At 60.3% G+C, this 14212-nt stretch carries 12 protein-coding genes; 1 reads left to right on the top strand and 11 read right to left on the bottom strand.

Translation table 11 applies throughout. The annotated features are described in order from the left end of the window. Positions 1 to 92 precede the first annotated feature (92 nt). Positions 93 to 518 carry a thioesterase family protein gene (locus tag GWL_RS05840; RefSeq protein WP_008327685.1) on the bottom strand — a complete coding sequence of 142 codons (426 nt, stop codon included), beginning with the start codon at positions 516 to 518 and terminating at the stop codon, positions 93 to 95. Between the two features lie 442 nt (positions 519 to 960). Here GWL_RS05840 and GWL_RS05835 point away from each other — a divergent pair, with 442 nt between their 5' ends. After that, positions 961 to 2637 (top strand): electron transfer flavoprotein-ubiquinone oxidoreductase, encoded by a 1677-nt coding sequence (locus GWL_RS05835; RefSeq protein ID WP_034350157.1) that lies wholly within the window; start codon positions 961 to 963, stop codon positions 2635 to 2637. Between the two features lie 77 nt (positions 2638 to 2714). Here GWL_RS05835 and GWL_RS05830 read toward each other — a convergent pair whose 3' ends face one another. The 10 genes from GWL_RS05830 to nuoG all read right to left on the bottom strand — a co-directional run bounded on the left by GWL_RS05830 (position 2715) and on the right by nuoG (position 14153). After that, entirely contained in the window at positions 2715 to 3290 is a 576-nt protein-coding gene (locus GWL_RS05830; protein ID WP_008327682.1) for an NUDIX hydrolase, read from the bottom strand. A gap of 109 nt (positions 3291 to 3399) precedes the next feature. Next, positions 3400 to 3714 (bottom strand): DUF2818 family protein, encoded by a 315-nt coding sequence (locus GWL_RS05825; RefSeq protein WP_008327681.1) that lies wholly within the window; start codon positions 3712 to 3714, stop codon positions 3400 to 3402. A gap of 12 nt (positions 3715 to 3726) precedes the next feature. Beyond that, a complete protein-coding gene (nuoN, locus tag GWL_RS05820; protein WP_034350156.1) occupies positions 3727 to 5235 on the bottom strand; it encodes an NADH-quinone oxidoreductase subunit NuoN in 1509 nt (502 codons plus the stop codon). 159 nt (positions 5236 to 5394) lie between these two features. Next, a complete protein-coding gene (locus GWL_RS05815) occupies positions 5395 to 6885 on the bottom strand; it encodes an NADH-quinone oxidoreductase subunit M (protein WP_008327677.1) in 1491 nt (496 codons plus the stop codon). A 22-nt stretch (positions 6886 to 6907) separates the two neighbouring features. Beyond that, a complete protein-coding gene (nuoL, locus tag GWL_RS05810) occupies positions 6908 to 8998 on the bottom strand; it encodes an NADH-quinone oxidoreductase subunit L (RefSeq protein ID WP_008327675.1) in 2091 nt (696 codons plus the stop codon). Between the two features lie 114 nt (positions 8999 to 9112). Then, positions 9113 to 9421, bottom strand: a complete 309-nt coding sequence (gene nuoK / locus GWL_RS05805) for an NADH-quinone oxidoreductase subunit NuoK (protein ID WP_006712949.1) — start codon at positions 9419 to 9421, stop codon at positions 9113 to 9115. Between the two features lie 18 nt (positions 9422 to 9439). Beyond that, positions 9440 to 10102, bottom strand: coding sequence for an NADH-quinone oxidoreductase subunit J (locus tag GWL_RS05800; protein WP_034350155.1), 663 nt, complete (start codon positions 10100 to 10102; stop codon positions 9440 to 9442). Between the two features lie 140 nt (positions 10103 to 10242). Beyond that, positions 10243 to 10731, bottom strand: a complete 489-nt coding sequence (gene nuoI, locus GWL_RS05795; protein WP_008327661.1) for an NADH-quinone oxidoreductase subunit NuoI — start codon at positions 10729 to 10731, stop codon at positions 10243 to 10245. Positions 10732 to 10752: 21 nt separating this feature from the next. Beyond that, positions 10753 to 11823, bottom strand: coding sequence for an NADH-quinone oxidoreductase subunit NuoH (gene nuoH / locus GWL_RS05790; RefSeq protein WP_008327660.1), 1071 nt, complete (start codon positions 11821 to 11823; stop codon positions 10753 to 10755). A gap of 2 nt (positions 11824 to 11825) precedes the next feature. Continuing rightward, entirely contained in the window at positions 11826 to 14153 is a 2328-nt protein-coding gene (gene nuoG / locus GWL_RS05785; protein ID WP_008327659.1) for an NADH-quinone oxidoreductase subunit NuoG, read from the bottom strand. Positions 14154 to 14212 lie beyond the last annotated feature (59 nt).

Genomic DNA, 14212 nt, shown 5'->3' with positions numbered 1-14212 from the left:
GTGTGAACGAATTCTCCGCTCTCCCTTCGCTCTGCGGCGAATCCTTGCGGGAGTGTCGGGGCCGATTCTGTCCCAGTTTCCTTGCGCCAAACTTACAAGCTTGTCAGGAGCTGTCGCAGCTGGTCAGGCAGTGCAGTGGATTTCTCTTTCTTGAAATCGACCCAGACGATTTTTGCAGCACCGTCAGCATAAATGATCTGCTCATCGGCGGCGTCGCGGATGATATACGTAGTTTCCACACTCGTGCGTCCCAGATGACCTGCGCCCATCTCCACGACGATGCTGGCGGGATACTTCATCTGGCGCCGGAAATTGCAGTGGGCGTTGACGATCACCGGTCCTTGCTCGCCCGCAATGGTGGGCCCGAAGACCTCTTCCAGCCACTCGATGCGACACTGCTCCATGAAGCGGAAATAGAGGGTGTTGTTGACGTGGCCGAAGGCATCCATGTCGCCCCAGCGGATGCGTTGCTGCGAGACATACAAGGGCTTCGTTGCGGCGGCTTCGTGACTGCTCATCGTGGGTCCTTTCCCGGTTTGATTCATCAATGAATGTAATTTTTTTCATGCGCGACATGCCGGAGCTGTCGCATTTACGACGCAGTGGCATCCCTCATCACCGCGCGTTTTCTGCGTCATTACGGAGTCATGCACTCGCTAACGGTCGGGCATTCACCTGATGCAAGCTGGCAATGACGGATCAACTCGATCCAATCAGGCATGAGCCCGGTCGGAAAAATCCCATAAAATACGGCACCTGCGGAAAACCCTCCGGATCGGTCTCTGCTGAAGGCTGCTGCCGAGACGGGACGCCGTTTGCGTGCATTGTTTCAGACATAAACGCCAGAAGCTGAATAAAAATGGCGGCGAAATCGCCATTCCCTCTAGCGTTCCTTCGAAAAATACTTAACAATAGCACGATCGTTCGAAAAACAGGCAGTTCACATAACACGGGACACCCATGACTTCTTCTCAAGACTTGCTCGCACAATACGGCCCTCGCGAATCGATGGAATATGACGTGGTCATCGTCGGCGGCGGCCCTGCTGGCCTGTCGGCGGCGATTCGCCTCAAGCAGCTGGCTGCGCAACAGAACCGGGAAGTGTCGGTCTGCGTGCTGGAAAAAGGCAGCGAAGTCGGCGCCCACATCCTCTCCGGCGCGGTAATGGACCCGCGCGCGCTGACCGAGCTGATTCCGGACTGGAAGGAGCAAGGTGCGCCCCTGAATACGCCGGTCAGCGAGGACCGCTTCCTGTTCCTCTCCGAGACCAAGGCCTACAAGACCCCGAACTGGTTGCTGCCGACCTGTTTCCAGAACCATGGCAACTACGTCATCTCGCTGTCCAATGTCACCCGCTGGCTGGGCCAGCAGGCCGAGGCACTGGGTGTGGAGATCTTCCCCGGCTTCCCGGCCGCCGAGGTGCTGTATCACGAGGATGGTTCGGTCAAGGGCGTGGCCACCGGCAACATGGGCATCAACAAGGAAGGCGAACCGACCGGTGATTTCCAGCTGGGCATGGAACTGCATGCGAAATACACCTTCTTCGCCGAAGGTGCGCGCGGCCACCTGGGCAAGCAGCTCATCGCCAGGTACAAGCTCGATGCCGGCCGTGATCCGCAGACCTATGCCATCGGCATCAAGGAACTGTGGGAGGTGAAGCCCGAAGTGTACCAGCCCGGACTGGTGGTTCACACCGCCGGCTGGCCGCTGGCCAATGACACCTACGGCGGTTCCTTCCTGTATCACCTGGAGAACAACCAGGTCGCCGTCGGTTACGTCGTGGGACTTGCCTACCAGAATCCGTATCTCTCGCCGTTCGAGGAATTTCAGCGCTACAAGACGCATCCGGAGATCCGCAAGTTCTTCGAAGGCGGCAAGCGCATCTCCTATGGCGCGCGTGCCATTACTGCGGGTGGCGTGCAATCGCTGCCCAAGCTGGTCTTCCCTGGCGGTGCCTTGCTGGGTTGCGATGCGGGCTTCCTCAATGCCTCGCGCATCAAGGGCAGCCATGCCGCGATCAAGAGCGGCATGCTGGCCGCAGACGCCGCCTTCACGGCGCTGGGCGAGAATCGCCAGTCCGACGAGCTGGCGGCTTACCCGGCAGCCTTCGAGACTTCCTGGCTGAAGGAAGAACTGCACAAGGCGCGCAACTTCAAGCCCTCGATGAGCAAGGGCCTGATCACCGGCACCCTGCTGGTCGGCATCGACCAGGTGCTCTTCGGTGGCAAGGCGCCATGGACCCTGCGCCATACCCACGCCGACCACGAATGCCTGCGCCCGGCTTCGGACTTCGCACCGATCGCCTATCCGAAGCCGGACGGCAAGCTGACCTTCGACCGCCTGTCTTCAGTCTTCATCTCCAATACCAACCACGGTGAAGACCAGCCCGCGCACCTGACGCTGAAGGACAAGAACGTTCCGGTGCAAGTGAACCTGGCCAAGTACGCGGGCCCGGAATCGCGCTATTGCCCGGCAGGTGTCTATGAATTCGTGAAGAACGAGGACAATTCCGACCGCCTGCAGATCAATGCGCAGAACTGTGTGCACTGCAAGACCTGCGACATCAAGGATCCGACACAGAATATCGTCTGGGTGACGCCGGAAGGCGGCGGCGGGCCGAACTACTCGGGCATGTAAGCGCCCTGCCCGGTCTCACCAAAACAAAAGCCGCCTCCGTCACGGGATGCGGCTTTTTCATTGGACCAGCCCTGCTCTCAGACGCCTGCCGGACGCTCCGGCGGTGTCCAGCTGCCGTTGACGATCTTCTCCAGCCAGAAGACTCCGATCACGGTCTTCACATCGGTAATCTGGCCATTGCGCACCTGTTCCAGCAGCTCGGCCAGCGGCGCCTTGTAGATGTCGAGGAATTCACCCTCGTCCAGTTCACGCTCCCCTTCGCTCAGGCCGCGCGCCAGGTACAGCACCAGATGTTCATCCGAATAGGCGATGGCGTTGTGGATGGTGCAGACATATTGCCATTCGGTCGCGGTATACCCTGTTTCTTCCTTCAGTTCACGCTTGGCGCAGTCCAGAGTATCTTCGCCCGGGTCGATCTTCCCGGCCGGAAATTCGATGAAGACGCGGTCCAGCGGGTAGCGGAACTGCCGTTCCATCAGCACACGACCATCATCGAACAGCGGCAGCACCGTTACTGCACCAGGGTGCTTGATATATTCACGCGTGGATTGCTTGCCATCGGGGAGCACGATGGTGTCCTTCTGGACCTTCAGGAAATGGCCGTCGTAGACCTGGCGAGTGTCTTTCTGCGTCTCTTTGAGATGAGCGTCCATGATGTGAGCGAGGGAGTGGAGTTGAAGAGGAAGAACGACTGGCCGCCGCGAGGGGACAGACACCAGAAAAAAGGCGCCAGTCACTGACCGGCGCCTCTTGCAGAGCGTTTCAGGCGTGCTGCTTGCGCAGATAGCGCATCACGTAGCCGGGATAAGCCAGTACCAGGAACAGACAGCCGGTAACGGCATAGAATTCCCAGCCCTGCGAAAAGACGTTGCCGATGCCGCCTTCGAGCAGATGCGCGACCACGCCGACGACGAAATACAGCACTAGCAGTTCCACCAGGCGCAGCCAGATCGGCTTGACCCAGGCCGCCTCCTTCTTCAAGGGAATCAGGCCAAAGAGTTGCTGGTTGAAGAAAGGCAAATTGGCCGCCAGGGCGGCCAACAGGATCACGATCCAGCTGAACAGGGAAACGTTCATTTCCCTGCCTCCTTACGCCACGACCTTGCTGAGGAAGGTCGCCAGGGTGCTGACGATGGCATTGGTGCAAGCATCCATCAGATGTCCCGGCCACAGGCCGATGGCCAGGGCAGCAATGCCGTTCAGGCTCAACACGACGCGCATTTCCGGCGTGGCGACGATCTTGCTGGTATCGGTGGGCTCATCAAAGTACATCACCTTGACCACGCGGATGTAATAGAAAGCACCGATGAGCGAGAAGATCACGGCCAGCACCGGCAGCCAGATCTGCCCCGTAGCCATGGCGGCCTGCAACACCGAGAGCTTGGCATAGAAGCCCACCAGCGGCGGAATACCGGCCAGCGAGAACATCATGATCATCATCACGGCCGCAAACCAGGGGCTACGCTGGTTCAGACCCTTGAAGTCCTCCAGGGTATCGGCTTCGAAGCCAGAACGCGACAGCAGGATGATGACGCCGAAGGAACCCAGGGTGGTGATCACGTAGGTCACCGCATAGAACAGCGAAGAACTGTAGGCGTTGACGGCCGAGAACAGGTTGCCATCGACCACGCCCGACATCATGCCCAGCAGCATGAAGCCCATGTGCGAGATGGTCGAGTAGGCCAGCATGCGCTTGATGTTGGTCTGTGCGATGGCGGTCACGTTGCCCAGGATGATGGACAGCACGGCCAGCACCATCAGCATCTGCTGCCAGTCCACGGCCAGCGGCAGCATGCCTTCGACCAGCAGACGGAAGGTGATGGCAAAGGTCGCCAGCTTCGGAGCGGCACCCAGCAGCAGGGTCACCGGAGTGGGCGAGCCTTGGTAGACGTCAGGTACCCACATGTGGAAGGGCACGGCACCCAGCTTGAAGGCCAGGCCAGCCACCACGAACACGATGCCGAACACCAGCGGGGTACGGTCCACGGTACCGGAGACGATGGCGCGGAAGACCTCGTTCAATTCCAGCGCACCGCCGGTCGCGCCGTACAGCATGGACATGCCGTAGAGCAGGAAGCCGGAAGCCAGCGCACCCAGGATGAAGTACTTCATGCCGGCTTCGGTGGAAGCGGCGTGATCACGACGCAGCGCCACCAGGGCATACAGCGACAGCGACATCAGTTCCAGACCAAGATAGATCGACAGGAAGCTGTTGCCGGAAATCATGACCATCTGGCCCAGCAGCGCGAACAGCGCCAGGGCATAGTATTCACCGCCCAACATGCCGCCGGTGATGCCGCGCGCGGTGTTGTACTGGCGCGAGTAGATGAGCGTGACGCCCACCCCCAGGTAGGTGAACAGCTTCAACAGGTTCGACAGCGGATCGGACACGAACATGTTGTTGAACGTGTAGACCGTGGCGCCCGTATTGAGGTCTGCAAAGCTCAGTACCGCACATACCACCAGCGCCGCCAGGGACAGCAGATAGGTGATGACGCGCTTGCTTTCCGGCAGGAACATATCGATCAGCAGGATCGCGGATGTCGCGATCAGCAGAAATATTTCCGGATAGACAGGGATCAGATTCATGTTATTCATTTAGTTACTACCGCTTGTGTACGCCCGCTTGTGTCGCGACCTTGATCGCGCCGCCCGACCGGCAATGCCACACCGGCTCGTCTCGTTACTCGTTGTTGCCCAGCTTGGTTATCGGCGGGACGCGAGCGCCCCGCCCTTCACTTCTCTAGACTGCGCAGATCAGTTGATCTTGGAGACCGCCACATGCTTCAGCAGGTCGGTCACCGAGGTCTGGATGCTGTCGGTGATGATGCCGGGATAGATACCCATGACCAGGGTAGCGATCGCCAGCAGGCCCAGGATGAGGAATTCGCGGGAATTCACATCCACCAGCTCGGCCACGTGATGGTTGCTCACGGCACCGAAGATGACGCGCTTGGCCAGCCACAGCGAGTACGCCGCGCCCAGGATCAGAGCGGTAGCGGCCAACAGACCAATCCAGAAATTGAACTTCACCGCACCCAGAATCACCATGAATTCGCCAACGAAACCGGAAGTGGCCGGCAGGCCGCAGTTGGCCAGCGAGAACAGGATGAAGAAGAAGGCAAAGCGCGGCATCTTGTTGACCACACCGCCGTACTGGGAAATCTCGCGGGTGTGCATCTGGTCATACAGCACGCCGATACACATGAACATCGCACCGGACACGAAGCCGTGCGAAATCATCTGCACGATACCGCCCTGCAGGGCCATGTCGTTGAACATGAAGAAGCCCAGGGTCACGAAGCCCATGTGGGCGATCGACGAATAGGCGACCAGTTTCTTCATATCCTGTTGGACCAGGGCCACCAGACCGATGTAGATCACGGCCACCAGTGACAGGAAGATCATGAAGCCCGACAGCGCATGGCTGGCGTCCGGCAGGATCGGCAGCGAGAAGCGCAGGAAACCGTAGGCGCCCAGCTTGAGCATGATCGCCGCCAGCACGATGGAGCCACCGGTGGGCGCCTGCACGTGGGCGTCAGGCAACCAGGTGTGCACCGGCCACATCGGCACCTTCACGGCGAAGGCAGCCAGGAAGGCGAAGAACAGGATCTTCTGTTCCAGCATCGACAACGGCACCTGATGCCAGGTCGGAATCTCGAAGCTGCCGCCCGACACGTAGTACAGGTAGATCAGGGCGATGAGCATCAGCAGCGAACCCAACAGCGTGTACAGGAACAGCTTGAAGGCTGCGTACACGCGGTTGTCGCCACCCCAGACGCCCACGATGATGAACATCGGGATCAGGGTCGCTTCGAAGAAGGCGTAGAACAGCATCGCATCCAGCGAGGAGAACACGCCGATCATGATGCCGGAGAGGATCAGGAAGGCACCCATGTACTGGGCCACGCGCTTCTGGATCACCACCCAGCCGGCCAGCACCACGATGACCGTGATGAAGGCGGTCAGCGGCACGAACCACAGCGAGATGCCGTCCAGGCCCAGGAAGTAGCTGATGCTGAAACGGTCGATCCAGGGCGTCTTTTCGACGAACTGGTAACCGTGCGCCAGCGGATCGAAATGCTGGATCAGCGGGAAAGTAACGACCAGGCCGACCAGCGAACCGAACAACGCCAGCCAGCGGGTCAGGCCCGGATTGCTGTCGCGGCCCAGTGCCAGGACGAGGATGCCGAAGACGATCGGTACCCAGATCGCGAGGCTCAAGATGGGAAATGTTGACTGCATCATGGTTGTTATTTACTCGGACAGCTTATTTGGCGAACGGGAACGGCATGAACCACACCAGGAAACCCAGCACCCCGATGATCATCACGAACGCATAGTGATAGATGTAACCGGACTGCCAGAGACGCGTGAATTTCGAGAACCAGCCGACGACCTTGGCGCTGCCGTTGACGAACAGGCCGTCGATGATGCCACGGTCGCCCACGGTGGACAGTCCGCTGCCCAGCAGGCGGGCACCGCCGGCGAAGACAACTTCGTTGAACTTGTCCATGTAGTACTTGTTGTCCAGGATGGTGTAGATGATGCTGAACTTTTCCTTGAACCAGGCTGGTACACGCGGGTTGATCATGTAGCAGTAGTACGCCACGACCACACCGGAGATGGCCAGCCACAGCGGCGCGCTGGTGAAGGCATGCAGCACCATGGCGACCGGGCCGTGGTATTCGTGCGCCAGCTCTTCCATGACCTTGTGGTTTTCGCCGAAGAAGATCACACCCTTGAAGAAGTCGCCATACAGCATCGGCGAGATCGCGAAGAAACCGACGATGACCGAGGGAATGGCCAGCAGGATCAGCGGCAGTGTCACCACCAGCGGCGACTCGTGCGGCTTCTGACCCGGAGCCAGGCCGTGATGATGGTCGTCGTGACCGTGATCGTCATGGGCATCGTGCGCATGGTCGTCATGTACGCCGTGCGCCGCAGCGGGGGCGTGGTGATCATCATGGCCGTGGGCCTGGCCGAAACGCTCCTTGCCATGGAAGACCATGAAATACATGCGGAAGGAGTAGAAGGCGGTCACGAACACACTGGCCAGCACGGCGAAGTAGGCAAAGCCCGAACCCGGCAGGTGCGACTCGGCCGCGGCTTCGATGATCGAATCCTTGGAATAGAAGCCCGAGAAGAACGGTGTGCCGATCAAGGCCAGCGAACCCAGCAGCGAGGTGATCCAGGTGATGGGCATGTACTTGCGCAGGCCGCCCATGTTGCGCATGTCCTGATCGTGGTGCATGCCGATGATGACCGAGCCGGCACCCAGGAACAGCAGCGCCTTGAAGAAGGCGTGGGTCATCAGGTGGAACACGGCCACCGAGTAGGCCGAGGCACCCAGTGCGACGGTCATGTAACCCAGCTGCGACAGCGTGGAGTATGCGACCACGCGCTTGATGTCGTTCTGCATGGTGCCCAGGAAGCCCATGAACAGCGCCGTGATGGCACCGATCACCAGGATGAAGGACAGCGCGGTGTCGGACAGTTCGAACAGCGGCGACATGCGGGTGACCATGAAGATACCGGCCGTCACCATGGTGGCGGCGTGGATCAGCGCGGAAATCGGGGTCGGGCCTTCCATCGAGTCCGGCAGCCAGACGTGCAGCGGGAACTGCGCAGACTTGCCCATGGCGCCCACGAAGAGGCAGATACACGCCACGGTCAGCAGCATCCAGTCGGTACCCGGCAGGGTCAGCTGGGCCAGCTCGGCGCGCTTGGCGAAGACTTCGGTGTAGTTCATCGAACCGGCGTAAGCCAGCAGCAGGCCAATCCCCAGAATGAAGCCGAAGTCACCGACGCGGTTGACCAGGAAGGCCTTCATGTTGGCCTTGATCGCGGTCGGACGGGTATACCAGAAGCCGATCAGCAGATAGGACACCAGGCCCACCGCTTCCCAGCCGAAGAACAGCTGCAGGAAGTTGTTGCTCATGACCAGCATGAGCATGGAGAAGGTGAACAGCGAGATGTAGGAGAAGAAGCGGTTGTAGCCCTCATCTTCAGCCATGTAGCCGATGGTGTAGATGTGCACCATCAAGGAAACGAAGGTCACCACGCACATCATCATCGCGGTCAGGCTGTCGACCATGAAGCCGATCTCCAGCTTCAGACCTGCCACCGTCATCCAGTTGTACAGCGTACCGTTGTAGGTGGCGCCGTCCAGCACTGCAAGCAGGGTCTGGATGGAGATGATGGCGGCGATCAGCACGCCCAGGATGGTCGCGGTATGCGACACCTTGCGGCCAACCACGTTGCCGAAGAATTTGGTACCCAGCAGACCGGCAATGGCCGAGCCTGCCAGCGGCGCCAGGGGTACAGCAAGAAGAAGATGTGGGTTAAGTTGCCCAGCCATGATGAACCTTATCGCTTATTGGCTGCCCCGCCTGCAGCGCTGCTGCAAGGGGGCCTCCCATCTTTAAATGAAATTCAAACCAGAACGCAAAAACAGGACGCTGCGGATGCCGACTCAGCCCTTGAGGCTGTCGAGGTCTTCCACGTTGATGGTATCCAGGTTACGGAACAGCACCACCAGAATCGCCAGACCGATGGCGGACTCAGCCGCAGCCACGGTCAGGATGAAGAACACGAAGATCTGTCCGCCCGCGTCACCGAGGTAATGCGAGAAAGCAATGAAGTTCATGTTGACCGCAAGCAGCATCAGTTCGATGGCCATCAACAGAACGATGATGTTCTTGCGGTTCAGGAAAATGCCGACGATCGAGATCGCGAACAGGATCGCGCCGATGATCAGGTAGTGGGAGAGCGTGATTGCCATGATTCTTGTGCGCCCTTCTTAAGATTGTTGACCAGCGGCCGGCTTGTCGGCCGCAGCAGCGGCGCCATCGGCGGGCTGCTCGTTGCGGGTGGATTCGGCCTTCATGCTGACCAGGCGCACACGATCCGATGCCTTGACCTTGACGGCCTGGGCCGGGTCGAAGTACTTGCTGTCCTTGCGCTTGCGCAATGTCAGCGCGACCGCAGCGACGATGGCCACCAGCAGGATCACGGCCGCGATTTCGAAACCGTACACGTATTGGGTGAAGATCAGCTTGCCCAGCGGCTTGGTCTGACCCAGCGTGTCGGAGGCGGCAGGAACCTGCGACTCGGCGACCCAGAAGCTGTTGAGCAGCACCGCCGCCATTTCCAGCACGATGACCACGCCGATGGTAGCGGCCAGCGGGAAGTAGCCCCAGAAGCCTTCACGCAGCTTGTCCATGTTGATATCGAGCATCATCACCACGAACAGGAACAGCACCATCACCGCGCCGACGTAGACCAACACCAGCACGATGGCCAGGAACTCGGCCTTGAGCAGCATCCAGAGGCCGGCCGCCGAGAAGAACGACAGCACCAGGAAGAGCGCCGCATGCACCGGGTTGCGGGCCGTGATGACGCGAACGGCGGAGATTACCACCAGCACCGCGAACACGTAGAACAAGACAGTTTTAAATTCCATAATCAACCAGAAGTTGGTTCATTCAATCAGCACGGGCAGCGCAAGCACGCCATCCATCGCAATACATCCAACACATTGCCGCAAGCCCCGCACCACCCTGCCCGGCTGCCCCGCAATACAGGGCCACCCGGCAGCACCGATCAACGGTAGGCGGCGTCGGCTGCGCGCGCAGCGGCGATTTCGTTTTCGTAACGGTCACCCACTGCCAGCAGCATTTCCTTGGTGTAGTACAGGTCGCCCCGCTTTTCACCGTGGTATTCCAGGATGTGCGTTTCAACGATCGAGTCGACCGGGCAGGACTCTTCGCAGAAACCGCAGAAGATGCACTTGGTCAGGTCGATGTCGTAGCGGCTGGTGCGACGGGTACCGTCTTCACGCTGCTCGGATTCGATGGTGATGGCCATCGCCGGGCAGACCGCTTCGCACAGCTTGCAGGCGATGCAGCGTTCTTCACCGTTGGGATAACGGCGCAGCGCGTGCAGGCCGCGGAAACGCGGCGACATCGGCGTCTTTTCCTCGGGGAACTGCACGGTGATCTTGCGCTTGAACAGGTAGCGACCGGTCAGGGCCAGGCCCTTGAACAGTTCGCGGAGCATCAGGCTGCCGAAAAAATCCTTAATAGCTTCCATTTTTAGCCTCAGCCTTCCAACTTATTTCCAGATATTCCAGGGCGACTGGATCCAGATCGCCACGACCACCAGCCACACCAGGGTCAGCGGGATGAACACTTTCCAGCCCAGACGCATGATCTGGTCATAGCGATAGCGCGGGAACGATGCGCGGATCCACACGTACAGCGACAGGAAGAAGAAGGTCTTCAAGCCCAGCCAGATCCAGCCCGGGATGAAGTCCAGCGCTGCCAGCGGTGCCGACCAGCCGCCGAAGAACAGCAGTGCGGTCAGGATCGAAATCAGGATCATCGCGGCGTATTCGGCCAGGAAGAACATGGCGAAGGACATGCCCGAGTATTCGATCATGTGACCGGCCACGATTTCGGATTCGCCTTCCACGACGTCGAACGGGTGACGGTTGGTCTCGGCCACGCCGGAGACGAAGTAGATCACGAAGATCGGCAGCAGCGGCAGCCAGTTCCAGGACAGGAAGTTCAGACCCATGCCGGCGAATTGACCCTTGGTCTGGGCCAGCACGATATCGGTCATGTTCAGACTGCCGGTGACCATCAGTACCACCACCAGGCAGAAGCCCATGGAGATTTCGTAGGACACCATCTGCGCCGAGGCGCGCATGGCACCCAGGAAGGCGTACTTCGAGTTGGAGGCCCAGCCGGCGATGATGATGCCGTAGACTTCCATCGAGGTAATGGCCATCAGGTACAAGAGGCCCGCGTTGACGTTGGCCAGCACGTGTTCCGGCGAGAACGGCACCACCGCCCAGGCGGCCAGCGCCGGCATGATGGTCATCACCGGGGCCAGGTAGAACAGCGCCTTGTTGGCCTTGGACGGGGTCGAAATTTCCTTGAAGATCAGCTTGACGGCGTCAGCGATGGGCTGCAACAGGCCGGCCGGACCCACACGGTTGGGGCCCAGACGCACGTGCATCCAGCCGATCAGCTTGCGCTCCCAGTAGGTCATGTAGGCCACGCACAGCAGCAGCGGCACCATCACCACCAGGATCTTGACCAGAGTCCACACCAGCGTGAACAGGGTCGGACCCAGCAGGGCCGGTCCCACGTTGTTGATTTGGGCGATCAGGTGATCCATTTTTACGCTTTCTCCACGACGATTGCGCCAAACATGCCGCCCAGTGCAGCGGTGGAGGCGTGCGCAGCAGCGACGCGAACCACGTTTTCCGGCAGTTTCTTATCGATGGCGGCGGTCAGCGCAGCGCTGCCCGAGCCTTGCTTGACCTTGACCTGGTCGCCTTCGGCCACGCCCAGCTTGGCGGCCAGCGCAGCCGACAGCCATGCCTTGGGCGCCTGGCCATCGCGGGTTTCCAGCAGCGGCGGCGAACGGCGCACGATGGCGTCGGCGAAGTAGATGGGTACATCGGCCACACGCTCGACGCCACCAGCCGCAGCTTGCACAGCTTGCGCTTGCACGCTGGCGATGTTGTTCAGGCGCGCCGACAGGTCGGTTTCCTTGCCCAGCAGCTCGTCGCGGATGGATTCGGCGGTTTCGTAATCGAAGTTTTCCAGTTCCAGCAGGTTGCCCAGCACGCGCAGGACCTTCCAGCCCGGACGCGCATCACCGGCCGGCTTGACGGTACCGTTGAAGCTCTGTGCACGGCCTTCGGCATTGACGAAGGTACCGGCAGTTTCGGTGAAGGGCGCGATCGGCAGCAGCACGTCGGCGTAGTCGGCTCCATGCTTGAAAGCGGACATCACCACGACCATCTCGGCCTGGTTCAGAGCACCACGAGCGGCTTGCGGATCGTAGCTGTCCAGTTCCGGCTCGGCGTTCAACAGCAGGTAAGCCTTGCGCGGCTGTGCGAACACGGCAGCGGCGTTGGCACCCTTGCCCGGGGTCGGCACGGCATTGGCCAGGTAGCCACCGACGGCGTTGCCGCCTTCGGTCAGCACGCCCAGCTTGGCACCGGTCTGTTCGGCGATCCACTGCGCGGCTGCATGCAGCTGCGCAGCTTGCGGATGCTGGACGGCGGCATTGCCCAGGAACACGCCACGGCCTTCGCCCGACAGCAGGCTGGCAGCAGTCGCCTTGGCAGCGTCCGATGCCACCACGCCAGCGTAGGCGGCGGGAGCAGCCACGCCCTTGGCTTCCGCCACGGCCACGGCCACTTCGGCCAATGCGGACAGCCATGCCGAGGGAGCGGCGATGATCTTGTTGGCGACCGGCATGAGCAGATCGTCGTCGGTGGCATGCAGGACGCTGAGCTTGGCACCGCTCTTGACCGACTGACGCAGGCGCGCCGACAGCAGCGGATGATCCTTGCGCAGGAAGGAACCGATCACGAAGACGCGGTTCAACTGCGAGAATTCGACGATGGACATGCCCAGCCACGGCTTGATCTGGCCATCCAGACCGAAGTCGGACTGACGCAGACGGAAGTCGACGTTATCCGAACCGACGCCGCGTACCAACTTCTGCAGCAGGCTCAGTTCTTCCAGGGTGGAGTACGGGGTAGCCAGCGCGGCGATGGCGTCGGCACCATGTTCGTGACGGATGTTGCGCAGGCCATGGGCGACGTATTCCAGCGCGGTCTGCCAGTCCACTTCCTGCCACTTGCCGTCTTGCTTCAACATCGGCTTGGTCAGACGCTCGGCGCTGTCCAGCGCTTCGTAGGCGAAACGGTCCTTGTCGGAGATCCAGCACTCGTTGACTTCTTCGTTCTCGAAGGGCAGCACGCGCATGACCTTGCCATTCTTGACCTGGACGATCAGGTTGGCACCGACGCTGTCGTGCGGGCTCACCGACTTGCGGCGCGACAGTTCCCAGGTACGGGCGCTGTAGCGGAACGGCTTGGAGGTCAGCGCACCCACCGGGCACAGGTCGATCATGTTGCCCGACAGTTCGGAGTCCACGGTCTTGCCGACGAAGGTAGTGATCTCGGAATGTTCACCGCGACCCAGCATGCCCAGTTCCATCACGCCGGCCACTTCCTGGCCGAAGCGCACGCAGCGGGTGCAGTGGATGCAGCGGTTCATTTCCTTCATGGAGATCAGCGGACCGACGTCCTTGGGCTCCACGACACGCTTTTCTTCCTGGTAGCGCGAGGAAGAACCACCGTAACCGACGGCCAGATCCTGCAGCTGGCACTCACCGCCCTGGTCGCAGATGGGGCAATCCAGTGGGTGGTTGATCAGGAGGAATTCCATCACGCCCTTCTGGGCCTTGACAGCCTTGTCGCTGGCGGTGCGCACGATCATGCCGTTGTTGACCGGCGTGGCGCAGGCAGGCAGCGGCTTCGGGGCCTTTTCGACCTCGACTAAGCACATGCGGCAGTTGGCCGCGATGGACAGTTTCTTGTGATAGCAGAAGTGAGGGATGTACGTGCCGATCTTGTTGGCAGCGTCCATGACCATGCTGCCTTCTTGCACTTCAACCTTCTTGCCGTCTATTTCAATTTCAACCATGGCTGTTTGCCCAAGCTAAATATTCTTTGCCAACGATACCGGCGGAAGGCTCATCGCAT

This window comes from Herbaspirillum sp. GW103, from assembly GCF_000261365.1.
Lineage (GTDB): Bacteria > Pseudomonadota > Gammaproteobacteria > Burkholderiales > Burkholderiaceae_D > Herbaspirillum.
Note: the sequence above shows the minus strand (reverse complement) of the source record. Positions and strands in the feature narration are given on the sequence as shown.